Source organism: Aeromonas sp. 1HA1 (assembly GCF_029237385.1).
GTDB lineage: Bacteria > Pseudomonadota > Gammaproteobacteria > Enterobacterales > Aeromonadaceae > Aeromonas > Aeromonas popoffii.
Genome location: NZ_JAACGC010000013.1, coordinates 1 through 25,744, shown reverse-complemented (window position 1 = coordinate 25,744; position 25,744 = coordinate 1). Strand labels below are relative to the sequence as shown.

Here is a 25,744-nt window from a genome sequence, read left to right as displayed (position 1 = left end):
ATACACACACAACAAAGGCTCACACGCACAGTCAACCTTTCCCAAGGCCGATACACCATCGTCCTTGGGAAAGGCGGGTCTTGCGACCCACCTTGTGTTAACGGTTGACGGCTATCCGTTCAGTTCGGTAACGCGGCTGGTGCGCTTGCCATCGAAGCTGGTGGTACGCAGGTAGACCTTGCCAGTCACGCTCGGCTTGGCCGCGGCGTCATAGGCACTCCAGGTGGTGCCGTCCAGACTGTACTGGATGGGCAGACCCGGCAGGTCCACGTTCGCTTCCAGCACACCGTTCATCACTTTGGCACCCGGTACGGAGAGGCGGTATTCAACACCGGCCTGATCCAGTTTCGGCAACACGCGCTGACCCAATACGTTGGCAAACTGGTTCCACTCTTGGTCGAGGGCGGCCTTGTTGACATGCGTGGTCTCGCCGGAGAACTCGCGACCCTTCACATAGTTCAGCTCGAAGCCACCTTTGTGCCAGGCACGCTCGGCCACGGAGAAGATACGCGGGTAGACCATGTACTCGTACTGAGCATCGGTCCGCACGGTTTCACTCCACTGCTGACCGGAGATCCCCTTGAACTTGACCGGATCCTGGTCACCCTTGGCCACGAAAGCGTTGCCGTCGCGGTCAACCGAGGTCTCGGCGTTCTGCGGCAGGTTTTCCGGGGCGAAAGCGAACACCTTGCGGGTGTCGTTGAAACGGGTTGCCCAGTAGTAGCCACGCTCGGCCGGGTGCACCTCGTTCGGGAAGTCGAAGTAGAGGTAATCCGGGTTGGAGAGCACGACGTCATACCCTTTGTGCGCCCACTTCATCGCTTCGTTGAAGCCACCCCAGTAGAGGGTTTCCCAGAAGTTGACCACTGTCTTGTCGGTGGCGAAATCCTTGGCGCTGCTCGCGTACTTCAGCCCATCTTCCCACGCCTGCAGAGTGGAGAAGCCACGCTCTTTCGCCAGCGCGCTCACTTCCTTGGCAAAATAGACCGGCAGCTCGGCCACGTCCTTGATCTTGCCATCGGCGATCATCTTCTGGCACATCGGGGACTTGCCAAACGGCTTGTCCTGCTTGCTGGAATCGACATTGCCCTTCCAGGCGACCAGATCGGCTTTCTGGGTGACGGCAGGATCCTGATAACCACCGCCCTGCATGATGTTCTTCGCCTCGTCACCACCGTAGTGCCAGGCGGTCAACGGCTGACCGGCGGCCTGGTGCATCTGGGCCACTTCATCCATTACCTTGGCCACAAAGGTCGCCGCCCCCGGCTGGCAAGGGTTGATGAAGGACATCTTGTCGTAGAACTGGACCGAGGTGACGTTGGAGGTATCCGCCGGATCAGTCAGACGGAACTGGTTGGCTTCCGCCTCTTTGCCTTCCGCCAGCAGACGCTGGTAGCGCGCCTCCATGGAGACCACAGCCGCACGGGCGTGGGCTGGCATGTTGATCTCGGGGATCACGGTCACGCCGCGCGCCTTGGCATAACGCACCAGGTCGATGTAGTCGGACTTGCTGTAGAAACCGGAGCCCTGATTGTCGCTGGTCGGGCCGGAGCCCAGCTGCGGCATCAGGCACTTGGTTTCGGACTCGTCGTGGCAACGCTGGCTACCGACCTGGGTCAGCTCCGGCAGACCCGGGATCTCCAGACGCCAGCCCTCATCGTTGGTCAGCCCCAGGTGCAGCGTGTTGAGCTTCATGGCAGACATCTGGTCAACCAGTTTCTTCATGGTATCGAGGCTTCTGAAGTGGCGGGCCACGTCGGTCTGCATACCACGGTATTCAAAGCGCGGCGCATCCTCGACGCTCATCAGGCTGACCCGCTTGTCGTCAACACCCAGCAGGGAGATCAGGGATTGCGCCCCCCAGAAAGCCCCCTCGATATCATGGCCCTGGATCACAGTGCCCTGCGGGCCTATGGTCATGTCATAACCTTCCGCCTGCTTGAGCTTGCTGCCGAGTTTGATGGTCACTGGGTAGCCGGTGTCGGAGAGGGTAACACCCAGCTTGGTCAGTTGAGCCTTGATGGCATCGGCGCGATCGCTTGGCAGGTCCAGCGCATGGAGCTTGATGCTGGAGAAGTCAACCTGCGGGCCCGCCTTGATCACTTGCTTGAGCGGGGTCGGCACTATCTGGTCATCGATCTTGCTGGCCGGCAGCAGGCTGCTGGTCTGGTTGGCAGCGAAACGGGTTTCGCTGTTCATCAGGATGTTGTTGTCATCCTTGGTGCGCTTCCAGCCATCGGCCGGCATCGGCGTCTGATAGGTGCTGGCATCATCGATGTTGCTCATGCTGGCCAGTACTTTCGGCTCGGCACCTTCGCTGGCGACATACCAGTTCGGCATGATGTCGGATTCGAACAATACCCAATATTCCACCACCAGCGGCACTTCGACCGTGGCATCCTTGGCAAAGCCCTTAAACTGCCCGGTGGGCGTCAAACGATAAAGGTCGCCGGTCATGTGAGTGATGGTGAACTGGTCGTTATCCACACGCTGGATACGACGGATGGAGGAGATATAGATGTTCCAATCTTTGGAGGTCACCTCAGCACCTGTGTTGGTCAGGTGCAGCTTGGCAACGCCACAGCTTGCCCACTCGGAACCGAGCGCTTGGCAATCGAGGCCGGCACCGGCACCGTCGTTGGTGACCACTTCATACTTGACCACCAGATTGCTGGCGAGGGAGTCAACCACGGCTTGCTTGGCGGCATCAGCGGCCTGGACCTGGCTGACAAAAACGGTAGACATGGCAATGGCTAACAGAGAATGTTTCAAGTTCATAACTGCTGCTCTCATTTGAAGTAAAGGTTCGATTTTCTTGGCTTTTTTTATATTGGGCCCCATGGCGGGGCCCTAGTTATGTCAACAATGGACTTAGACTTGAGGCGAGCTTGGCGCCCGATTAACGCAGGGCCTTCAGCTCACCGGCCATGATCTCGGCCAAGGGGCCCAGAATCACCTGCAGGTTCTGCTCACCGAGTTTGACCACACCGGCCGCACCCAGGGCTTTCAGCTTGCGCTCATCGACGATGCTACGGTCTTTCAGGGTCAGACGCAGACGGGTGATGCAGGCATCGATGGTGACCAGGTTCTCTTGACCACCCAGCACTTCCAGGTATTGCTTGGCCAACTCGGTACGGTTGGTAGATTGAACCGCAGCCGGTACGGCTTCATCATCTTCACGACCCGGGGTTTTCAGGTTTAACTTGAAGATGACGGCCCGGAAGATGGCGTAGTAAAGACCGAAGAATACCAAGCCCTGGACCAGCAACATGTACCACTGAGTGGCCAGCGGGTTGCGTGATTGAATAACCATATCGACGAAGCCTGCACTGAAACCAAAACCGGAGATCCAGTGCATGCTGGCGGCGATGAACACGGACAGACCGGTCAGCAGTGCATGGATGACATACAGCACCGGCGCCACAAACATGAAGGAGAACTCGAGCGGCTCGGTTACACCGGTGAAGAAAGCGGCGAAGGCGGCTGCGATCATGATGGATGCAACCTTGTCCTTGTTCTCTTTCTTGGCAGAGTGATAAATGGCCAGCGCGGCGCCCGGCAGACCGAACATCATGATGGGGAAGAAGCCGGCCTGGTACATACCAGTGACACCCACAACCGCTTTACCCGCGTCAATGGAGGACTGACCACCCAGGAAGTTCGGGATGTCGTTGATGCCAGCCACGTCGAACCAGAATACGGAGTTCAGGGCATGGTGCAGGCCCACCGGGATCAGCAGACGGTTGAAGAAACCGTAGATACCGGCGCCGGTAGCGCCCAGGTTGACGATGGATTCACCAAAGCTCACCAGACCACCGTAAATGACCGGCCAAATGGCCATCAGGATGAAGGCGACGACGATCATCACCACTGAGGTCACGATCGGCACCAGACGACGGCCAGAGAAGAAAGCCAGCGCCTTGTGCAGTTCGACGGTGCTAAAGCGGTTGTAGAGCTCGGCGGCGATCACACCGGTCAAGATGCCGATGAACTGGTTCTCGATCTTGCCGAAGGCGGCAGGCACTTGATCCAGCGGGATCTGCTGAATTTGCGAGACAGCCCCGGGGCTCAACAATGTGGTCACGACCAGGAAACCAACCAGACCGGCCAGTGCGGCAGAGCCGTCTTTATCCTTGGACATGCCGTAGGCAACACCGACAGCAAACAGGATGGCCATCTTGTCGATGATGGCGGCACCGGCCTTGATCAGGAAGGCAGCCAGCGCACTGTCGCCACCCCAACCGTTCGGGTCAATCCAGTAGCCAACCCCCATCAGAATCGCAGCGGCAGGCAATACCGCTACCGGCACCATCAAGGCCCGGCCGATCTTTTGCATATAACCGAGAATGTTCACGGTTCCTCTCCTTAGTTAAGGTTTTTCTAGAAATTAAGTGCTTATCACGTTTGACGCATAAGCCATCAAGGCTTGATCGGCAGTCTATGTCTTTTATTTCGCTGCGCAAATTAATAAACCAATAATCGTGATCATTATCACCCAAACGAGGAAAGTTGGCGGATACATGTGGCTTATTTTGCAATCTTTATTTACGCTGTAAAAAAACTTAAATTCGTCTCAGCCTATTTGCCGCCGACACCCCGGCAGCAACCCGTACAGAGGTATCTACAATGCGCCTGATCCCGTTGAAATCTGCCAGCCAAGTGGGCCTGTGGTCTGCCCGTTACATCGTTGACCGTATCAATGCGTTCAAACCCACTGCCGCTCGCCCCTTCGTACTGGGCCTGCCCACCGGTGGCACCCCGCTCAACACTTACCAGCGTCTGATCGAACTGCATAAAGCCGGTGAAGTGAGCTTCGAGCACGTGGTCAGCTTCAACATGGACGAATATGTTGGCCTGCCGGAAGATCACCCCGAGAGCTACCACAGCTTCATGCACAACAACTTTTTCTGTCACATCGACATTCGCCCGGAAAACATCAACATCCTCAACGGCAATGCCGAGGATCTGGTGGCCGAGTGCAAGCGCTATGAGGACAAGATCAAGTCCTACGGCAAGATCCACCTGTTCATGGGGGGCATCGGCAATGACGGTCACATCGCGTTCAACGAACCGGCCTCTTCCCTCTCCTCCCGTACTCGGGTCAAAACCCTGACCGAAGACACCCGCATCGCTAATTCCCGCTTCTTCGGTGGCGACATGGAGCAAGTGCCCAAGCTGGCACTGACCGTGGGTGTCGGCACCCTGATGGACGCCGAAGAGATCATGATCCTGGTCACCGGCCACGCCAAAGCCCAGGCTCTGCAAGCCGCGGTGGAAGGCAGCGTCAACCACATGTGGACCATCTCCACCCTGCAACTGCATCCGAAGGGGATGATGGTGTGCGACGAGCCCTCCACCATGGAGCTCAAGGTCAAGACGGTGCGTTACTTCCAGCAGCTGGAAGCCGCCAACATCGGCCGTCTGTAAGGAGCCACCATGTTCGCATTGACCAACTGCACCCTCTACACCGGCAGCTGTGTGCTGACCGGTTACGGGGTGGTGATCGAGGGCGACAAGATTGTCGCCATTCAGCGTCGGGCCGATTTGCCCGCCGGTATAGCACAACATGATCTGCACGGCGCCAACCTGAGCGCCGGTTTCATCGACGTGCAGCTCAACGGCTGCGGCGGCGTCATGTTCAACGGCCACATCACCATCGAGACCCTGGCGACCATGCAGGCCGCCAACCTCAGGTCCGGTACCACCAGCTTCCTGCCGACCCTGATCACCAGCCCGGATGCGGACATGAAGCAGGCCGTCGCCGTGACCCGCGACTACATGGCCGCCCGCCCCTTTGAGGTGCTGGGCGTGCATCTGGAAGGGCCTTACACCAACCTCAAGCGCAAAGGCATACACCCGGCCGCCCAGATCCGTCAGCCCACCGACGAGATGATCGACTTCTTCTGCGCCAATGCAGATACCATCGCCAAAATCACCCTGGCGCCGGAGCGCAACAAACCGGAACACATCCGCCAGCTGGTGGAAGCGGGCATCCTGGTCTCTGCCGGCCATACTGCCGCCAGTTACGATCAGGCCATGGCCGGGTTTGACAACGGCATCCGCTTTGCCACCCACCTCTACAACGCCATGAGCCCGACCGTGAATGGCCGCGAGCCGGGCATGGTGGGCGCCATCTACGATCGCAAGGATGTCTATGCCGGCGTCATCGTCGATGGGCATCACGTGCACTGGGCCAACGTGCGCCTGGCCCACACTATGCTGGGGGAGCGGCTGGTGCTGGTCACCGACGCCACCGCCGCTGCCGGGGCGCCGGAAGGCTTTGAGAAGTTTGATTTTTGTGGCGCAACCGTCTATTTCCGCGATGGTCAGTGCGTCGACGAGAATGGTACACTCGGCGGTTCTGCCCTCACCATGATTGAGGGGGTGGAGAATCTGGTCAAACAGGTCGGATTACCGCTCGATGAAGCACTGAGAATGGCCACCCTTTATCCCGCTCGCGCCATTGGATGGGACTCATGTCTCGGTAGTATCCAGGTCGGAAAAATAGCCAACCTGACTGTCTTTGATCAGACCTTCACGGTCTGCGGGACCGTGGTTAACGGACACTACACAACACAGTGACACTATGACTGGCGGACAAATAGCAAACGTAGATCTTATCAAGCAGGTCAACAGTGCGGCCGTATATCGGCTCATCGACCTGCAAGGCCCTATCTCGCGGGTCAAAATTGCCGAGTTGAGTCAGCTGGCCCCGGCCAGCGTGACCAAAATAACCCGGCAACTGATCGAGCATGGCCTGATCAAGGAGACCTCACCGCAAGCCTCTACCGGCGGACGGCGCGCCATCTCCTTGACCACCATCAAGCATCGCTTTCAGTTTGTGTCCGCCAAGCTCGGTCGCGGCTATCTGCAGCTGAGCCTGTACGATCTCGACGGCAAGGAGCTCGATCAGCACATCACCCAGGTGACCGAGATTGACCAGCAACCCGTGGTCGACATGCTGCTGCGCGAAATTGGTGCCTTCATCGACGCCCAGCAGGAGCGCAGCCGCAACCTCATCAGCATAGCGCTGACCATGCCGGGTCTGGTCAATCCGGAATCGGGCATGGTCATCTATACCCCCAAGTACCAGATCCGCAATCTGGCGCTGGCCAAGCTGCTGGAAAACCACTTCAACCTGCCCTGCTACGTGGGCAACGACACCCGCTCCCTGGCGCTGGCCGAGCACTTCTTCGGTGAATCGCGCGACTGCATGGACTCCATCCTGGTGAGCGTGCACCAAGGGGCAGGCTCCGGCATCATCACCAAGGGCAAGGTGTTCCTCGGTCAGAACCGAAACGTCGGCGAGATTGGCCACATCCAGGTCGAGCCGCTCGGCAAGCGCTGCCACTGCGGCAACTTTGGCTGCCTGGAGACCATCGCCTCCAACGAGGCCATCGTCGACAAGGTGAAGGAGCTCATCAGCCGCGGCCACCGCAGCTCGCTGCAGGAGAAGCACATCACCATCCAGGAGGTGTGCAAGGCCGCCATGGCCGGTGATGAACTGGCCCGCAGCGTGATCGAGAACGTGGGCGAGCATCTGGGACGAGCGGTCGCCATCACGGTCAACCTGTTCAACCCGCAGAAGGTACTGATCGCCGGCGAAATCACCGCCGCCGAAGAGATCCTGTTCCCGGCCATCCGCCGCTGTGTCGAGCACCAATCCCTGCCGAGCTTCCACCGTGGCCTGCCCATCGTGAAGGCGCGCTTCCAGAACCAACCTACCATAGGCGGCTTCGCGCTGGTGAAGCGGGCCCTGCTGGAGGGTGATTTGTTGCAGATCATCATGGAGCAGAAGTAAGGCGAAGGCCTTGCGAGATAAAAAACGGCAGCCAATGGCTGCCGTTTTTGTCTGGTGTGCTTTTCGCCGGCTCACCCCGCTCTACACGGCTTGAACAGGTCCAGCGCACCATCGTAGACGCTGGTTTGTACATCCATGATCCCCAACATGGAGTGAAACAGGTTGTCGTGGGAGAAACGCTGGCTGCCCGCCTCCACCGCCAGGCAGCCCATATCCAGCTGGCGATCGGCCTGCAACTGGGGCGAGAACCAGGTCAGCAGCGGCACTCGGGTCTGATCATCCGGCGCGAATTTGTAGGGAGTGCCATGCAGGTAGAGCCCCATGGCACCGAGGGATTCGCCGTGATCGGAGAGATAGACCAGCCCCACGTTGTAGTCATTCTGCAGCGTCTTGAGCTTGTCTATTAGCTGTGACACCACCTTGTCGGTGTAACGTATGGTGTTGTCATAACTGTTGACCAGCTCCTCATTGCTGCAGTTCTCGATGTCGCTGCGCGGGCAATCCGGCACGAAGAAGCGCTCGGAGGCGGGGTAGCGCCGATAATAGGTCGGGCCGTGGCTGCCCATCAGGTGGAAGGCCACCAGCTTGTTGCCCTTCATCTGCGCTATCTGCTGATCCAGCCCTTCCAGCATCACCTCGTCGTAGCAGAAGCCTTGCTGGCAATACTGCGGGAACGCCTTGGCTTTTATCTCTATGGTGGGCACGTTCTTGCACACCCCCTTGCAGCCGCCGTCGTTCTCTTTCCACAGCACAGAGATACCTGCGTGTTGCAGCACATCCAGCATGCCATCCCGTGACTGGGCCAGGGTGTCGTCATATTCCCGGCGCGTGAGATTGGAGAACATGCAGGGCACCGAGACAGCCGTGGCGGTGCCGCAGGAGCGCACGTTGCGAAACGAGACCATGCCCGCCTCCTGCTCGGTGAAGCTGTTGGTCTGCTTCCCGTAGCCGTTGAGGGAGTAGTTCTGGCTGCGGGCCGTCTCCCCCACCACCAGGAACATCAGGGTCGGCTTGCCGCCCTGCCCCACCACTTTGGCATCCATCCCCAGTGGCTGATAGGGGATGGGGGTGGCAAACAGGATATCCGTGGCATAGCGATAGAGACCGTGCACATAGTTGGCGGGCACTATCTCCTTGCCGAGGGACTTGTTGTTGCGCCCGACCGAGGCGTAATCCTGGTAATAGAGGGCGGCCACTCCCACCAGAAACAGCAGCGACAGGGCGATGGAGCCAAGGCGCAACCCCACTCCCTTATACCAGGGGCTGGGATAGGTTATGTTCACCCACAACAAGGCCAGCGCTGGCAGCACACCGGTCAGCAGGAACCAGAGCGCGACCGATCCATTGAGATAGGCCGCCGCCTCCCCGCTGTTGGTCTGGGCTATGTTCTGCACCATGCTCACGTCGAAGATAACGCCGTACTTGAGCATGGCGTAGCTGACCACAGAGCCCATCAGGATCAGCAGCACGAAGAAGGGCTTGAGCAGATAGCGGAAGGTAAAGGGCAGAAACACCGCATTGAGCGCGGCCAGCAGCACCAGGGGGATAGAGAGGACAAAGCCCGCCTTGACGTGCTCCAGCTGGGTGAGAGTGCGGTAAAAGTGCAGGAAGATGGGCCAGTTGAACACCAGTGCAAACAGCAGCACCAGCAACAGATTCACCTTCATCACTCCCAGGGTGATGCGCATAACGATACTCCGACAAACCAGGCAGGACTGGGGCCCCTGCATGGGGGCACCGGTTGTGAGTGCTCGCTTGCCGCGCGTCCTGAAGGCAAGCGCGGCAAGGGGCTGGGGCGCCCGGACACTGCAGGCAGCTTAAGTTGCCAAACTTAAGGGAAAATTAAGGCAGGGAAATACCACGGCCAGTGCGGCCTGCGGGTGCAAAACCGGCATAAAAAAACGGCAGCCGAGGCTGCCGTTTTAGCGGGGGCGAACAGAGCGTCGCCACCTGAGTGTTCACGGACCGGATTACAGGGTCGCGGCGACTTCGTCGGAGATGGAGCCGTTGTGGTACACCTCCTGCACGTCGTCCAAATCTTCCAGCATGTCGATCAGACGCATCAGCTTGGGCGCGGTTTCCGCATCCAGCTCGGCTTCGGTAGAAGGGATCATGGTCACTTCGGCGTTCTGTGCCTTGAAGCCGGCGGCTTCCAGCGCATCCAGCACGGTACCGAAATCGTTCGGGGTGGTGTACACCTCGATGGAACCATCCTCTTCGGTCACCACGTCGTCGGCGCCCGCTTCCAGTGCCGCATCCATCAGGGCATCTTCATCGACACCGACGAAGGTCAGCAGCCCTTTCTTGCTGAACAGGTAGGCGACCGAGCCATCGGTCCCCAGGTTACCGCCGCTCTTGCTGAAGGCATGACGCACTTCCGCCACGGTACGGTTGCGGTTGTCGGTCAGACACTCCACCATCACGGCGGAGCCTGCCGGGCCATAGCCTTCGTAGACGATGGTCTCGAGCTGCTCGCCGTCGCCACCACCGACCCCACGCGCGATGGCGCGGTTGATGGTTTCGCGGGTCATGTTGCTGGTCAGGGCTGCCGTCACCGCAGCACGCAGACGCGGGTTGTTGGCGGGATCCGGATCGCCGATACGGGCAGAGGTGGTGATTTCACGGATCAGCTTGGTGAAGATCTTGCCGCGCTTGGCATCCTGAGCTGCCTTGCGGTGTTTGATGTTGGCCCATTTACTGTGACCTGCCATAGAGACTCTCCGTTATATTTTTTAGATTTCAATAACACAAAGTGACCGGGTAGGCCGCGCTGGGCGCGGCCGGGACTATGCCGGATGCCGGCTTATTCATCACCCTTGACGGTCGTCGCAATCGCCAGTTCGCTCATCTGCGCCTGGTTGGCAAAGCTGGGGGCCTCAGTCATCAGACAGGCGGCCGCCGTGGTTTTCGGGAAGGCAATCACGTCCCGGATGTTGTCGGTACCGGTCAGCAGCATGCTCAGGCGATCCAGGCCGAAGGCCAGACCGGCGTGCGGCGGGGTACCGTACTTCAGCGCATCCAGCAGGAAGCCGAACTTGAGGCGCTGCTCGGCCGGGGTGATACCCAGGATGTCGAATACAGTGGCCTGCATCTCGCTGTTGTGGATACGCACAGAGCCGCCACCCACTTCGTAGCCATTGATGACCATATCGTAGGCGTTGGCATAGGCGCTGAGCGGGTTGGCTTTCAGCTCGCTCGGGCCCAGGTTGCTCGGGGCGGTGAAGGGGTGGTGCATGGCTGCCAGACCGCCTTCGCTGTCTTCCTCGAACATGGGGAAGTCGATGACCCACAGCGGCTTCCAGCTGTTTTCCATCAGACCCAGATCGCGGCCCACTTTCAGACGCAGGGCACCGATGGCATCGGCCACCACTTTCTTGCTGTCGGCGCCGAAGAAGATGATGTCGCCGTCGGCCGCGCCGGTACGGGCCAGGATCTCACGCACTATCTCATCGGAGAGGAACTTGGCAACCGGAGACTGAACGCCTTCGAGGCCGCTTCCAGCATGATTGACCTTCATCCAGGCCAGGCCCTTGGCACCGTAGATGCCGACGAACTTGGTGTACTCGTCGATCTGCTTGCGGGACAGCTCGGCGCCGCCCGGCACTTTCAGGGCTGCCACGCGGCCTTTCGGGTCGTTGGCGGGGCCAGCAAACACGGCAAACTCGACATTAGTCAGCAGGTCTGCCACATCGACCAGCTCCATCGGCAGACGCAGGTCCGGCTTGTCGGAGCCAAAACGGCGCATGGCCTCGTCGAAGGTCATCACCGGGAAGTCGCCCAGATCCACGGCCAGCACGTGTTGCCACAGGTTGCGGATCATCTCTTCCATCAGCTCGCGCACTTGGGGCGCCGTCATGAAGGAGGTCTCCACGTCGATCTGGGTGAATTCCGGCTGGCGGTCGGCACGCAGGTCTTCGTCACGGAAGCACTTGACGATCTGGTAGTAGCGGTCGAAGCCGGACATCATCAGCAACTGCTTGAACAGCTGCGGGGACTGCGGCAGGGCGTAGAACTTGCCCTTGTGCACCCGGCTCGGCACCAGATAGTCACGGGCACCTTCCGGGGTGGCCTTGGTCAGCATGGGGGTTTCGATGTCGAGGAAGCCGTGCTCGTCCATGAAGCGGCGCACGAAGGCGCTGGCCTTGGCACGGGTCTTCAGGTACTTGGCCATCTCGGGGCGACGCAAGTCCAGATAACGGAACTTGAGGCGCTGCTCTTCGCTGTTGACCTGGTTGAAATCCAGCGGCAACGGCTCGGCGCGGTTGATGATGGTGAGCTCGTGGGCGAACACTTCGATGGCGCCGGTGGCCATGTCGCTGTTGCGCTGGGAGTCGGGACGGGTACGTACCACACCGGAGACCTGAATGCAGAACTCGCCGCGCAGTTCGGAGGCCAGGGCGAAGGCGTCCGGCTTGTCCGGATCGAAGAACACCTGCACGATCCCTTCCCGGTCACGCATGTCGATAAAGATGAGGCCGCCCAGGTCGCGACGACGATGGACCCAACCGCACAATGTAATGGTCTGCCCAGCATGGGCCTCATTGACCTGTCCGCAATAGATAGAGCGCATGGACTTCTTCCTTCGAAATTGTAGAGAGACGGTGAACCTGGGTCGCCGGGCACGACTGGCAAGCACCGTCTGTCTCACAGCTGGCCAGAGTCTTGTTCTTGCCCGGTTTGAAATCTGTCTCATACCGTCCGACCCCCGGGATCGGACACCTGCCACCGATATCGGCTCGACCAGAGGCGGCTGGCAAGCGGCCGGGCAGTCGGTCAGAGGGCATCGGAAAGCGTCGTTGTTTGGCCAATTCATGGCCGCTACCGTCGCCACAATATGCGCACAGCGGCGTGAGTCACAACCATTGGCAAACAAAAGGGCTGGCATTATAGAGGAAAACCCCCATTTGGGTAAAATGGCCAGCAGCCCCCTTTGCCCTGTTTTTTACATCTCAAGACAAAAAATGGGCGCAAAACGAGATAAACCCGCAGACAGGATCCGCCATGAGCCTCTTTTTGGGCCTGCCACAATGGTCACACCCGGCCTGGCCCGGTCAATTATTGGGCGTGGGCGCCAAACCCGCCGAGCACCTCGCCCACTACGCCCGGGTGTTCAACACGGTAGAAGGCAACACCACCTTCTACGCTTCGCCGACCCCGGAAACAGTGCGACGCTGGGCCGATGCGGTGCCCGCTCACTTTCGCTTCAGCTTCAAGTTTCCGAAAGAGATCAGCCACCAGAGCGATCTGGTGGACGCCGACAAACAGGTGACCGACTTTATCCGGCTGCTCACCCCGCTGCACGACAAGCTGGGGTTGCTCAAGCTGCAACTGCCTGCCCGCTTCGGCCCGAGCGGCCTTCCCCGTCTCGCTGAATTCTTCAACCGGCTGCCGACACAGTTTCGCTATGCCCTCGAGGTGCGCCACCCCGATTTCTTCGCCAAAGGCGAGGCGGAGCGAAGCCTGAATCGGATGCTGATGGAAAACGGCATCAACCGCATCATGCTCGACAGCCGGCCGCTGTTCTCTGTGCCGGCCACCACGGCAGCCATGATAGATGCCCAGGGCAAGAAGCCCAGACTGCCAGTGCATCTGTTGGCTACCGCCAGTGCCCCCGTGGTACGGCTCATCGGTCTGCCGGATCCGGCCGCCAATCGCCCCTTCCTGCCAAGCTGGCTACCCCACTGGCGTCAGTGGCTGGCGGAGGGAAAGGATCTCTACCTCTTTATACATACCGCTGACAATGCCCAGTCACCCGAGCTGGCCCGTCAGATAACCCGCCTACTGGGTCAGGAGATGGCCCCCTGGCCGGGGGAAAACGATCGCGCGCGCCAGGGCGTGCTGCGCTTTTAGTCAGCCATGTCACCGGCCATCGGGCGGGCGTAAAAAAAGCCGCTTTTTTGTGGCTGGACGGGGCTCGGCGTCAAGACAAACGCCCATCAATCCTCTACACTAGCGCCCCAAGCAAGGGGCCTGCCGTTGACCATTGCAATTCATTGCAACAAACAGCGCGGCTCCATATAAGGGGCCTGCCGTTGACTACTGCAATTCATTGCAGCAAGCAGCGCGGCTCCGGATCAAGGGCCCGGATAATGGCCCATTGCGAACAGGACAGGCCCGAAGGATCTCACGGCCAGCCACCCCGTTCGTAAACCGGTGATAAAACAACCCTGAAGGGTGTCACCCAACGACTCAATTGAACAAACAGTCGGTTCATATACCGACTGTCAGGTTGCGCCAGCATGCATACCAAAGACCAGATTTTTGCCGCCCCTATCGCCCGATTGGGGGACTTTTGCTTTGACGAACAGGTCGTCGATGTCTTCCCCGACATGATCCAGCGGTCGGTACCGGGCTACAGCAACATCATCTCCGCCATCGGCATGATGGCTGCCCGCTACGCCCAGCCGGGAAGCCATTTATACGATCTCGGCTGTTCGCTGGGCGCCGCTACCCAGGCCATGCGCCGCCACGTGACCCAACCGGGTTGTCACATCACGGCGGTCGATCTCTCCCATCCCATGATCGAACGCGCCCGCGCCCACCTCTCTGGATTCAAATCCGAGGTGCCGGTGGAGCTGGTGGAAGCGGACATCTGCGACGTCGCTATCGAGAACGCCTCCGTGGTGGTGCTCAACTTCACCCTGCAGTTCGTGGACCCCGAAAAGCGGATGACCTTGATCCAGCGCATCTTTGATGGGCTGCGCCCGGGCGGCATCCTGATCCTGAGCGAGAAGTTCCGCTTCGACGATGAGCCGGTCAACGAGCTGCTCATCGATCTGCACCTGGATTTCAAGCGGGCCAATGGCTACAGCGAGCTGGAGATAAGCCAGAAGCGCAACGCCCTCGAAAACGTGATGCGCACCGACAGCCTGGCGATACACAGAGCCCGCCTGCGAGACGCCGGTTTCGTTCATCAGGATCTCTGGTTCCAGTGCTTCAACTTCGGTTCCATGATTGCCATCAAATCCAGCGACACCAAATAAGCCATGATCGACTTTGCCCATTTTTATCAACTGATCGCCAAAAACCGACTGAGCCACTGGCTGCATACCCTGCCCGCCCAGCTGCACGCCTGGCAGCATGACAACCAGCACGGGGACCTGCAGCGCTGGAACCGCGCCCTCAACAAGCTGCCGGTGGTACCCCCCGGACACATAGAGCTGAAAAGCCGGGTCGAGATAGGCGGGGCCGAAAGCCTCGGCGAGGGGGAGCGCAAGAAGGTCGAGAGCCTGCTGCGCCACTTCATGCCCTGGCGCAAGGGCCCGTTTACTGTACACGGCATCCACATCGACACCGAATGGCGCTCCGACTGGAAGTGGGATCGGGTATTGCCCCATATCAGCCCGCTGGCCGGTCGCTATGTACTCGATGTGGGCTGCGGCAGCGGTTATCACCTCTGGCGCATGGTGGGGGAAGGGGCCAAACTCGCGGTCGGCATAGATCCGAGCCCCCTGTTTCTCTGCCAGTTCGAGGCCATCCGCCACTTTCTCGGCGGCGACCAGCGCGCCCACCTGCTGCCGCTGGGCATTCAGGAGCTGCCAGCGCTGCGCGCCTTTGACACCGTCTTCTCCATGGGGGTGCTCTATCACCGCAAATCCCCCATCGAGCACATAGAGCAGTTGCGCAATCAGCTGAAAGACGATGGCGAGCTGGTACTGGAAACCCTGGTGATCGATGGCGGCGTCAACGATGTATTGGTGCCCACTGATCGCTACGGCAAGATGCGTAACGTCTGGTTCATCCCCTCAAGCACCGCGCTCAAGCTCTGGGTCGAGCGCTGCGGATTTACCGATGTGCGTATCGTGGACGAGAATATGACCAGCACCGACGAACAGCGTCGTACCGACTGGATGATAAATGAATCACTGAGCGATTACCTGGACCCTCAAGACCCAGCGCTCACGGTGGAAGGACACCCGGCGCCGAAACGTGCCGTACTGATTGCCAGAAAGGCCAAAGACTAGCCGATAGCGCCTGTGGAAGTTACACTGACCCAATTCCAGGAAGCACAGTTAAATGAATGACATGAAAAGCAAATTTAAAGGAATGACCCTGCTCTCCCTGCTCAGTCTCGGCGGGTGTGTCAGTATGGAGAAAGCGCCCCCGGTACCTACCTTGACGCTGGCCGAGCTTCGCACCGAGATCACTCTGAGCGAGCAACGTCTGCAAACATCCATGGAACAGCAACAGAAGCAGTACGTGCAGCAACAGCACCTGCTGGTTCAGCTCAACACTGATGTCAACAACATGAAAGAGTCCGTGAAAAAAGTCGATAGCAAGCTCGAATCCTTGCCGCCCGAGCCACCCAAGCCTATGGCGATCCCGACCGAGAAGTGCCAGGCGCCAAGCCAGGGCCACACGGTCGATGGCAAACTGCTGGTCGGTGAAGCCGAGTGGATCTGGGTAGACGCCGCCAATGACGCCTTCCAGGCGCGGGTCGATACCGGTGCCACCACCTCCTCCATCAGCGCCCAGGACATCACCATCTTCGAGCGCAACGGCAAAAACTGGGTGCGCTTCTTCCTGAGCCACCAGGAGATGGATGACAAGATCCAGATCGAAGCACCGCTGGTGCGTCACGTGCGGGTGCGTCAGGCTTCCGCCGACGACCTCGACCGTCGTCCGGTGGTCCGTCTGGCCGTGCGCATTGGCGACATGACCGAGAAAGCCGAATTTACCCTCAAAGATCGCAGCGACATGACCTTCCCCGTGCTGCTGGGTCGTGAGTTTTTGAAAGACATCGCCGTCGTTGATGTGGCCCGCGAGTATATCCAACCCAAACCCAAGCTCAAGGATGTGAAATAATCCATGGTTTCCCGTAAGCCGTTCTATTTGCTGGTCGCCCTGCTGTACATTGTCGGCTTGGGGATGACGTTTTATCACCACATAGCGTTGGATGTGCCGCTCACGCCCGGTGAAAAGCGCCAGATCTGGTCCATCGAAGCCAAACTGGAATTTGAAGCCACCGGCGAACCTGTGATCGCCTCCCTGGCCATTCCGGGCACTCAGCCCGGTTTCACCCTGATGAACGAGAACGCCGCGAGCCCGGGCTATGGCCTGTCGTTTGTCGAGAAAGACGGTGATGCCCGCGCCGAGTGGTCGATCCGTACCGCCTCCGGCCGTCAGGAGCTCTACTACCGCGTCGACATGATGGCAGATGCCCATGCCAAACCGGCCGCCAACCCGCAGCCGCCGGCCATAGAGAAGCAGATCGAGAGCGAGCCCTACGCCACCGCCATGAAGCAGATCCTGGAGCGTGCCCAGGAGCGCTCTGCCGATGGCTATACCCTGACCCGCGAGATCATCAAGGAGATCGAGAAGCAAGAGCAGAACGCCGAGCTGCTGAAAAAGCACAAGACCCGCGCCAACCTGATCGCCGAGCTGCTCAACAATGCCAATGTACCGGCCCGCGTGGTGCAGGCCCTGAGCCTGGAAGATGGTCGCCGTCGTCAGGAGCTGGTGGATTATCTGCAGGTGTTCAACAACCCGACCGACTACAAGCTGTTCAATCCGCAGACCGGTGAACAGGGCCGCCCTGCCAACCTGCTGCTGTGGGAGTACAACTCCGGCGCCCTGCTGGACGTGACCGGTGGCCACAACTCCCGTGTCACCTTCTCGATGATCGAGCAGGAGCAACCGGTCAACGTGGCGCTGGCCCAGAAATTCGAGAAGTCCGATATTCTCAACTTCTCCATCCACGGCCTGCCGCTGGAAGAGCAGACCCTGTTCAAGGGCTTGCTGCTGATCCCCATCGGTGTGCTGATGGTGGTATTCCTGCGGGTTATCGTCGGGATCAAGACCTCCGGCACCTTCATGCCTGTGCTGATCGCGGTCGCCTTTATCCAGACCCAGCTGATTACCGGTCTGGTGGGTTTCCTGCTTATCGTCGGGACCGGCCTCATCATCCGTTCGTACTTGTCGCGGCTCAACCTGCTGCTGGTGGCGCGGATATCGGCCATCATCATCATGGTGATTTCGATGATCGGCATCTTCTCCGCGTTCGCCTTCAAGCTGGGGCTGACCGACGGCATGAAGATCACCTTCTTCCCGATGATCATCCTCTCCTGGACCATCGAACGTATGTCCATCCTGTGGGAAGAAGAGGGCTCGAAAGAGGTGTTCCGCCAGGGTGGCGGCTCCCTGCTGGTGGCCGTCATCGCCTACCTGGCGATGGACAACGAACTGATCCGCCACCTCACCTTCAACTTCCTCGGCCTGCAGTTGGTGCTGATGGCGACCGTGCTGCTGCTGGGTAACTACACCGGCTACAAGCTGAGCGAGCTCAAGCGTTTCAAACCGCTGGTGAACGAGATCGAGTCTGGCGCCACCCCAGGTAAGGACAAGTAACAGATGTGGTTCTGGGAAAAATACACCACCCCGTGGAGCCTGTCCCAGGCAGGCATCCTCGGCATGAACAAGCGTAACCACTCCTACATCAGCCGCTACAACCCGCGCAGCCTCTATCCCCTGGTGGATGACAAGCTGCAGACCAAGCGCATCGCACTGGATGCGGGGGTGACGGTGCCGGAACTGATCGGTACCATCCGCGCCCAGCACGACGTGACCCGCATCACCACGCTGGTCAAGGATTGGCCGGGTTTCTGCATCAAGCCGGCTCGCGGTTCGGGCGGTAAAGGGATCCTGGTGATCCTGCGTCAGCAAGATGGTCTCTTCTACAAACCCAACGGTAGCGCCAGCAACGGTCAGGATCTGGAGCGCCATGTTTCCAACATACTGGCTGGTCTCTATTCGTTGGGCGGCAAGCCCGACGTGGCGCTGGTGGAGGGCCTCATCAACTTCGACGATGTCTTCGATGGCTACTCATTCGAAGGGGTGCCCGATGCGCGGGTGATCATCTTCAAGGGCTTCCCCGTGATGGCCATGATGCGCCTCTCCACCGCTGCCTCCGATGGCAAGGCGAACCTGCACCAGGGCGCCGTGGGCGTGGGCCTGTGCCTGCGCACTGGCCGGGCACTGCGGGCGGTGCAGTTTGGCAATCCGCTGCGTCATCACCCGGATACTGGCCTCGATCTGTATGAACTCAAGGTGCCCCACTGGGACACACTGCTAACCCTGGCGGCCTCCTGTTACGAAATGTCGGGCCTTGGCTACATAGGCACCGACATGGTGCTGGATAAGTTCCGTGGCCCCATGCTGCTGGAGCTCAACGCCCGACCGGGCCTCGCCATCCAGATCGCCAACGGTCGCGGCCTGGTGCCCAATCTCAAGACCATAGAGAAGCTGGGCCAGGTCAAGATGAACGTGGAGCAGCGGGTCAACTTCGCCAAGGATCACTTCGGTATCTTCGACGAATAGCCTGACGGCCTGACTCGCAACAGCGCGCCTGTGGGCGCGCTTTTTTATGGCTGACATTCGGCCAGGTAACGAGCACCGACGCAAAAAAAAGAGATAAAAAAACCGATGCCTTGGCATCGGTTTTTCAGTATCCAGTACGCAGTCGTTATTACAGGGACGCAGCGTTCTCGGACAGATACTTGGCAACGCCATCCGGAGAGGCGGTCATGCCTTTTTTGCCTTTTTCCCACTGAGCCGGGCAGACTTCACCGTGCTCTTCGTGGAATTGCAGGGCATCGACCATGCGCAGCATCTCGTCGATATTGCGGCCCAGCGGCAGATCGTTGACGACCTGATGACGCACAACACCGTTCTTGTCGATCAGGAAGGAACCACGGAAAGCAACGCCGGCTTCCGGATGCTCAACGTCATAGGCTTTGCAGATGTCGTGTTTCACGTCGGCGATCAGCGGGTACTTGACCTGACCGATACCACCCTCTTCCACTTTGGTGTTGCGCCATGCGTTGTGGGAGAACTGGGAATCGATAGAAACACCGATCACTTCCATGCCACGCTTCTGGAACTCTTCATAACGGTGATCGAAGGCAATCAGCTCGGACGGGCAGACGAAGGTGAAATCGAGCGGATAGAAAAACAGGACGGCTGCCTTGCCTTTGATGTGGGATGACAGGGTGAAATTGTCAACAATCTCACCATTACCCAGAACAGCTGCAGCGGTAAAATCAGGTGCGGGACGGCCTACCAATACCATATTCAATTCCTCTTTATGTGAAGTGAACAATCCTGTCAGGATTGGGCTACCTAGAGCCAAGTCCGTCTAATTGAAGCGACAAACTATAGACCCGGTGGTAGATTAGTTAAATCAAATTAAATAGATAGCATTAATCGGGTTTTCCTATGCAACGTTGGCCCAGCCTGAAACAGCTGCAATATCTGGTCGCTCTCGACGAGCACAAGAACTTCAACCGCGCCGCCAAGGCCTGTCACGTCAGCCAGTCCACCCTCAGTACCGGGATCCAGACGCTGGAAGATATGATGGACCTGCAACTGGTGGAGCGGGACCACAAGAGCTTCATTATGACCCCGGTCGGCATGGAAATCGTCGAGCGCGCTCGCAATTTGCTCTCAGATGCACGGGATCTGATGGAGCTAGGCCAGCATCAGGGCGGGGTCATGCATGGCACGGTGCGGCTCGGCTGCATCCCCACCATAGCGCCCTTCCTGCTCAGCAAGCTGCTGCAGGTATGTGGCAAGAGCTATCCTGAGCTGGAATTGTTGCTGCGTGAAGACACCACCACCAACCTGCTCAAGCAGCTGGAGCAGGGGCAACTCGACTTGCTGATCCTGGCGCTGCCGGTCGAGATCGGCGGCTTCCACTGCAAGATGGTCGGCCAGGATCCCTTCCACATGGTGATGCCCGCCAGCATGGCGGCCGCTCTGCACACCCCGTTCGATTACAAGGAGCTGCCCAACCAGAGCATCTTCCTGCTGGAACGGGAGCACTGCCTCACCGAACATGCGGTGAGCGCCTGCCGGTTGCAGGACAAGAGCAAGATCAACCCGTTTGCCGCCACCAGCCTGCACACCCTGGTGCAAATGGTCGGCGCCGGGCTCGGCACTACCTTCCTGCCGCAGATGGCCATCGATGCCGGTATCCTCGACAACACGGATTTGGTGGCCATTCCCCTGCCGGGCGAGACGCCGTACCGCGAGATAGGCCTGGTGTGGCGTCCCAGCACCACCCGGGTACAGACCTTCTACAAGCTGGCCGAGCTGCTCACCCCGCTGATCGAACCCAAGGCCTGACTCTCGGCTGACCCCCATGAAAACGCCGGCAAGTTGCCGGCGCTTTTATTGTTCAAGATACGAACATTCAATCACTTGCCGATTTACTTTTCGAAGGAAAATACCCGGGTGTAGTTGGTCAGGGTACGCAGACTGACGTCACCAGGCAGGGCATTCTCGTCATAGAGCGCCAGCGCCCCCGTCTGCTTGTTGTGACCCAGCAGCTTATTGGCGTACTCGTTGCTCAGCAGATCGCTCCCCGACTTCCACGTCCAGCGTTGTCCCTGGCTCAGGCTGCAGGACTGCAACACACGGAGGTTGTTGGCATCCAGGCAGTAGCCGGTATCCCGCGCACTGACATAGCGGCCGTACTGGTCATAGATGAAGGATTGGTCGGTCGAGGTCTCGTTACACATCACGGCGCTCACGCCTTGCTGGGCATTGGCGCTCAGGCAACGGTTGTCAACGCCCCCCAGCTGCAGATTGACCGGGCGACCGCCGGTAAACACCGGGTGGTTCCAGTCCACCGTGAAACGTTCGGATGCAGTCACCCGTCTGCGCTTGTCGGTTTCCTCAAAGCCCTGGTAGTCGATACGAACCGGGATCCACATGACCGTGGTCTGAACGGCACCGGTGTAGATGGGACGGATGTTGACCGAGGAGTCAATGTTAAACACGGTGGTGCCCGTCTCGTCCGGTTTCGCCTTGTAGATGACGTCCAGATTAGGCACGAACCCCTTGTAGCTGAGCGGCTTGATACGGCGGTGATCCACGTAGTACTTGAGGTCAGTGGGGAGGCTCTGCTTGGTGACGAGCAGGGAGTCCGCGCTCGCGTACTGCTCCCGCACCCAGCTGAAACTCACCTTCTGGGCGTTTGGCGCCGAGCGCTCGACCCGGTAGTCCTGGGTGTTATAGGCGAGCTGGCGCTGCTGGCTGAACTTGGCCGAGGCATCCAGCTTGACCTTGGGCCCATCCTTGTTCACCTCGCCCCCGCCGGTCACCCCCACCTCGAAGCCGGAGATCTCACGATTATCATAATTGGTGTTGAGGTTGTTGGGCAGGCTCTTGAGCACAGACGCCTTGGTGTTGGAGGCTGCGATGGTGAAACTGTAGTCCTGGGCGATGGCATCGGTGGCCCAGTCCATCACCCAGCCCCACAGCGGGAACCCCGAGTTACCTGACCAGGAGAGCGCGTTGTTGAGCTGAATGCCAGCACCGGCCGACTCCTCATCCAGCGAGATCCGCACCAACTTGGCGTCCGGCGTGGCGGCGCCCGTGGTGCCAAATTGCAGGGAGCGCATCAGATTGACCCGGTAGACCAGCGAGATGTTCGCCGAATCGCAGAACACCTTGTTACCCTTGTCCCACTTGATCGAGCGCGGGAAGGTGCACTCGGCGTTGCTGATCGGGCGGTTGACGTTGAGATAGAAGGCCACGTGAGGCAAGCTGGCGTCAGCGGCGGCTGGCTGGATCAGGGAGCGTTTGCCTCGCTTGGCAAGACTCTCGACCCGCTCCATCACCTTATAGAAGGCCGGATCATCGACGCCCCCCAACGGGGTAAACAGCAGCGCCCCCTTGTAAGCGGAGACCAGCACCCAGTCGGCATCGAACGAAATACCGGTCAGCCGCTCCATGGCTTTTTTGGCCTGTTGACGCTCGTCCTTATCCGTGAGGGCGCTGAAATCGATGAAGACGCGCTCACCCTGCTCCAGCACGCGTTCGTGCAGCTGCTCAGGGGTCAGCCCCTTGGTGGCTTGCTGCTCATCCAGCCAGATGCTGGCGTTGAAGTAGACAAGTCCCTGCTCCGATTGCAGGCTGGCCAGCATGGTGATGCCCTGATCGGTACGCTCGCCTATGTCTTCGGCCTGCACGCTGCCTGCCAGCAAAGCCAGGGTGAGCAAACTGAGAGTGGGAACCCGAGTAATGAATTTGCGTGGTTTTTTATTTTTCATTGTTAACTCCATGTCGAAGCACGCCAGACTATTTCCATCATGAGGCGAAACAGCACAACCCTATTGTTGATGGTTATATTTCGGCGTTATTCTGCTTGCTTGCCGAACAATGCCAACCATTTTTATCGCCGTGAATGAGCAGATGTTCATGGTAGGTCTTTCATATGACAAAACAAGGACTACGATACAGTCTAGGGTGGAATATTCGGCGCTTGCCGATACTATTACACGGTTGTCGCGCTGTCATAGCGCTGCCCCTTTTTGATGTGGGCGACACCTGTTTTGATCCTCGCGCCCCTGTTCATCGGCCTGAACGATGAAGCGGGAGCCTGATGCCTTGGGCATTCTGCCGCGAGGAAACACTCAGGGCTATGAGATCAATATCATGGGGCGACCCTCCTCTGTCTGGTGATATTGTCAGCCAATGCCCGCCACAGGCTGCATATTGCCCAGTGAACCGATGACGGAAATAAACGAAAATATATTTCGTTTTCTGCCATCATATGGATGACGGGCGTGACATGTCTCGCTACTAGCTGTAATACCATTTTATCATAACAAACCATCTTGATACTCAAACGTGACACAGATCACACTGTGGCATCGGCAATGTTAATTATAAAAACATTTATATTTAAATGGAATAATTACGTTAATATTGAAATGCTCATTCCAGATAATCGCCAGATATTATTAAATATGAATACTATCGATAATATAACCTCACTCGGTCTATGTCCTTGCTGGATCCTTAAGTGCTGTTGATTGCCAGCAAGGCTATGTTCGAGCCCCAAACCCCGCTTATGATGAGCGGATCACCTGGTCAAAAGAGCCCCCATGCATAGCAAGTTACTGCTGTTGGTCGGTGCCGGGCTCGGCACCACCCGGGTAGAGACCTTCTACAAGCTGGCCGAGCTGCTCACCCCGCTGATCGAACCCAAGGCCTGACTCTCGGCTGACCTCCATGAAAACGCCGGTATGTTGCCAGCATTTTTATTAGTCAAAACACCAACACTCAATCAGTTTCCTATTGGAGCCCCGAAGATCCGGGTGTAGGCGGTCAGGGTACGCAGGCTAACGTCACCAGGCTGGTCATTCTCGTCATAGAGCGCCAGCGCCCCCGTCTGCTTCTTGTGCCCCAGCAGCTGATGGGCGCGCAGGTTGCTCAGCTGATCACTCCCCGGTTTCCACTCCCAGCGTTGCCCCAGACTCAGGCTGCAGCGCTGCAACTGGCCCAGGTTGTTAGCATCCAGGCAGTAGTCGGTATCCCGCGCACTGACATAGCGGCCGTACTGGTCATAGATGAAGGACTGGTCGGTCGAGGTCTCGCTACACGTCACGGCGCTCACGCCTTGTTGGGCATCGGTGCTCAGGCAACGGTTGTCAACGCCCCCCAGCTGCAGGTTGACCGGGCGACCGCCGGTAAACACCGGGTGGTTCCAATCCACCGTGAAGCGGGTGGAGGCGGCCACCCGTCTACGCTTGTCCTCATCTTCGAAGCCGTGAAAGGAGGCATGCGCTCCCACCACGTAGAAATGCTGGTAGATGCCGGTGTAGATGGGACGGATGTTGACCGAAGAATCAATCGTGAACGTAGTGCTACCCTGCTCGTTGGGTCCCGCCATGTAGATGACGTCCAGATTCGGCACGAAGCCCTTGTAGCTGGGCGGCTTGATGCGGCTGTGATCCACAGGGTACTTCATATCCCAGACGCCGGCCGTCTGGGAAGAGAGCAGAGACTCCGCGGTGGCATATTGCTCCCGCACCCAGCTGAAACTCACCTTCTGGGCGCTGGGGGCCGAACGTTCGACCCGATAGTCCTGGGTGTTGTAGGCGAGATGGCGCTGCTGGCTGAACTTGGCCGAGGCATCCAGCTTGACCTTGGGCCCATCCTTGTTCACCTCGCCCCCGCCGCTGACCCCCACCTCGAAGCCGGAGATCTCGCGATGCTCATACTTGCTGTTGAGGTTGGTGGGCAGGCTCTTGAGCACGGCCGCCTTGCCGTTGGAGGCTTCGATGGTGAAACGGTAGTCCTGGGCGATGGCATCGGTGGCATAGTCCCACAGCCAGCCGTCGAGCACGGCGTAATCGACAACGTTCTCGCTCCAAGTCAGCTCTTCGTTGAGCTGGATGCCGGCACCGGCCGACTCCTCATCCAGCGAGATCCGCACTATCTTGGCATCCGGCGTAGCAGAGCCCGTGTTGCCAAATTGCAGGGAACGCTCCAGATTCACCCGATAAACCAGCGAGATGTTCGGCGAGTCACAGAACAATCGATCCCCCCGACCCCAGGTGCGCGAACGTGGGAAGGTACACTCGGCAGCGGTGATCTTGCGATTGACGTTGAGGTAGAAGGCCACATGTGGCAAGCCGGCATCGGCGGCGGCTGGCTGGATCAGGGAGCGTTGGTCCCGCCTGGCAAGACTCTCGACCCGCTCCATCACCTGATAGAAGGCCGGGTCATCGATGCCCCCAACGGGGTAAACAGCAGCGCCCCCTTGTAGGCGGAAACCAGCACCCAGTCCGCATCGAACGAGATACCGGTCAGCCGCGCCATGGCCTTTCTGGCCTGTTGCCGCTCGTCCTTATCCGTGATGGCACTGAAATCGATAAAGACGCGATCCCCCTGCACCAGCACGCGTTCGCGCAGCTGCTCAGGGGTCAGCCCCCTGGTGGCTTGCTGCTCATCCAACCAGATGCTGGCGTTGAAGTAGACAAGTCCCTGCTCCGATTGCAGGCTGGCCAGCATGGTGGTGCCCTGATCCTGTCTCTTGATCAGATCTTGATCCCCGAAGCCATCATCTCTTTGGCGGCAATAAAGCCGTCCAGTTTACTTTGCAGTGTTTGCCAGCCTTCCCAGAGTGAGCTCCAGCCTGCAATCCCTGTTCGC

General features: G+C 58.9%; 17 protein-coding genes and 1 pseudogene. 10 read left to right on the top strand and 8 right to left on the bottom strand.

What is annotated here, in order from left to right; all coding sequences use genetic code 11:
• Positions 1–111: 111 nt before the first annotated feature.
• Together GWQ22_RS06570 and nagE are read right to left on the bottom strand one after the other, a co-directional pair.
• Positions 112–2,778 carry a beta-N-acetylhexosaminidase gene (locus GWQ22_RS06570; protein WP_275929814.1) on the bottom strand — a complete coding sequence of 889 codons (2,667 nt, stop codon included), beginning with the start codon at positions 2,776–2,778 and terminating at the stop codon, positions 112–114.
• Between the two features lie 121 nt (positions 2,779–2,899).
• A complete protein-coding gene (nagE, locus tag GWQ22_RS06565) occupies positions 2,900–4,354 on the bottom strand; it encodes an N-acetylglucosamine-specific PTS transporter subunit IIBC (RefSeq protein WP_275929813.1) in 1,455 nt (484 codons plus the stop codon).
• Positions 4,355–4,626: 272 nt separating this feature from the next.
• Here nagE and nagB point away from each other — a divergent pair, with 272 nt between their 5' ends.
• Genes nagB through GWQ22_RS06550 form a run of 3 tightly spaced genes read left to right on the top strand, consistent with a single transcriptional unit; the run spans position 4,627 to position 7,801 of the window.
• On the top strand, positions 4,627–5,427 hold the full coding sequence (gene nagB, locus GWQ22_RS06560) for a glucosamine-6-phosphate deaminase (protein ID WP_275929812.1): 801 nt from the start codon (positions 4,627–4,629) through the stop codon (positions 5,425–5,427).
• A gap of 9 nt (positions 5,428–5,436) precedes the next feature.
• Positions 5,437–6,582: an N-acetylglucosamine-6-phosphate deacetylase gene (gene nagA / locus GWQ22_RS06555; RefSeq protein WP_275929811.1), complete on the top strand. Its 1,146-nt coding sequence runs from the start codon at positions 5,437–5,439 to the stop codon at positions 6,580–6,582.
• Positions 6,583–6,586: 4 nt separating this feature from the next.
• Positions 6,587–7,801: an ROK family protein gene (locus GWQ22_RS06550; RefSeq protein WP_275929810.1), complete on the top strand. Its 1,215-nt coding sequence runs from the start codon at positions 6,587–6,589 to the stop codon at positions 7,799–7,801.
• Between the two features lie 71 nt (positions 7,802–7,872).
• On the opposite strand, the gene GWQ22_RS06545 is transcribed toward GWQ22_RS06550, so the two are convergent.
• The 3 genes from GWQ22_RS06545 to aspS form a co-directional block, all read right to left on the bottom strand.
• Positions 7,873–9,489 carry a phosphoethanolamine--lipid A transferase gene (locus tag GWQ22_RS06545; RefSeq protein WP_275929809.1) on the bottom strand — a complete coding sequence of 539 codons (1,617 nt, stop codon included), beginning with the start codon at positions 9,487–9,489 and terminating at the stop codon, positions 7,873–7,875.
• A gap of 282 nt (positions 9,490–9,771) precedes the next feature.
• On the bottom strand, positions 9,772–10,512 hold the full coding sequence (locus tag GWQ22_RS06540; protein WP_275929808.1) for a YebC/PmpR family DNA-binding transcriptional regulator: 741 nt from the start codon (positions 10,510–10,512) through the stop codon (positions 9,772–9,774).
• 92 nt (positions 10,513–10,604) lie between these two features.
• A complete protein-coding gene (gene aspS / locus GWQ22_RS06535; RefSeq protein ID WP_275929807.1) occupies positions 10,605–12,371 on the bottom strand; it encodes an aspartate--tRNA ligase in 1,767 nt (588 codons plus the stop codon).
• Positions 12,372–12,802: 431 nt separating this feature from the next.
• Here aspS and GWQ22_RS06530 point away from each other — a divergent pair, with 431 nt between their 5' ends.
• The 6 genes from GWQ22_RS06530 (at position 12,803) to GWQ22_RS06505 (ending at position 19,117) form a co-directional block, all read left to right on the top strand.
• Positions 12,803–13,651 carry a DUF72 domain-containing protein gene (locus GWQ22_RS06530; protein ID WP_275929806.1) on the top strand — a complete coding sequence of 283 codons (849 nt, stop codon included), beginning with the start codon at positions 12,803–12,805 and terminating at the stop codon, positions 13,649–13,651.
• A gap of 389 nt (positions 13,652–14,040) precedes the next feature.
• The gene (gene cmoA, locus GWQ22_RS06525; protein ID WP_212512453.1) at positions 14,041–14,784 is read left to right on the top strand and encodes a carboxy-S-adenosyl-L-methionine synthase CmoA; all 744 of its coding nucleotides are present in this window, start codon (positions 14,041–14,043) and stop codon (positions 14,782–14,784) included.
• 3 nt (positions 14,785–14,787) lie between these two features.
• Positions 14,788–15,765 carry a tRNA 5-methoxyuridine(34)/uridine 5-oxyacetic acid(34) synthase CmoB gene (cmoB, locus tag GWQ22_RS06520; protein WP_275929805.1) on the top strand — a complete coding sequence of 326 codons (978 nt, stop codon included), beginning with the start codon at positions 14,788–14,790 and terminating at the stop codon, positions 15,763–15,765.
• 82 nt (positions 15,766–15,847) lie between these two features.
• Positions 15,848–16,606, top strand: a complete 759-nt coding sequence (locus GWQ22_RS06515) for an ATP-dependent zinc protease (RefSeq protein ID WP_181364625.1) — start codon at positions 15,848–15,850, stop codon at positions 16,604–16,606.
• A gap of 3 nt (positions 16,607–16,609) precedes the next feature.
• Complete coding sequence (locus GWQ22_RS06510; RefSeq protein ID WP_275929804.1) at positions 16,610–18,148, top strand: inactive transglutaminase family protein; 1,539 nt, start codon at positions 16,610–16,612, stop codon at positions 18,146–18,148.
• A gap of 3 nt (positions 18,149–18,151) precedes the next feature.
• On the top strand, positions 18,152–19,117 hold the full coding sequence (locus tag GWQ22_RS06505; RefSeq protein ID WP_042036878.1) for an alpha-L-glutamate ligase-like protein: 966 nt from the start codon (positions 18,152–18,154) through the stop codon (positions 19,115–19,117).
• Between the two features lie 148 nt (positions 19,118–19,265).
• On the opposite strand, the gene GWQ22_RS06500 is transcribed toward GWQ22_RS06505, so the two are convergent.
• Positions 19,266–19,868, bottom strand: coding sequence for a peroxiredoxin C (locus tag GWQ22_RS06500; RefSeq protein WP_275929803.1), 603 nt, complete (start codon positions 19,866–19,868; stop codon positions 19,266–19,268).
• A 146-nt stretch (positions 19,869–20,014) separates the two neighbouring features.
• On the opposite strand from GWQ22_RS06500, the gene GWQ22_RS06495 reads away from it, so the two are divergent.
• Positions 20,015–20,923: a hydrogen peroxide-inducible genes activator gene (locus GWQ22_RS06495; protein ID WP_108535784.1), complete on the top strand. Its 909-nt coding sequence runs from the start codon at positions 20,015–20,017 to the stop codon at positions 20,921–20,923.
• Positions 20,924–21,006: 83 nt separating this feature from the next.
• Here the strand turns inward: GWQ22_RS06495 and GWQ22_RS06490 are convergent, their stop codons facing one another.
• Positions 21,007–22,854 (bottom strand): leukocidin family pore-forming toxin, encoded by a 1,848-nt coding sequence (locus tag GWQ22_RS06490; RefSeq protein WP_275929802.1) that lies wholly within the window; start codon positions 22,852–22,854, stop codon positions 21,007–21,009.
• A gap of 1,019 nt (positions 22,855–23,873) precedes the next feature.
• A pseudogene (locus tag GWQ22_RS06485) lies at positions 23,874–25,639 on the bottom strand (leukocidin family pore-forming toxin); the annotation flags it as partial.
• Positions 25,640–25,744 lie beyond the last annotated feature (105 nt).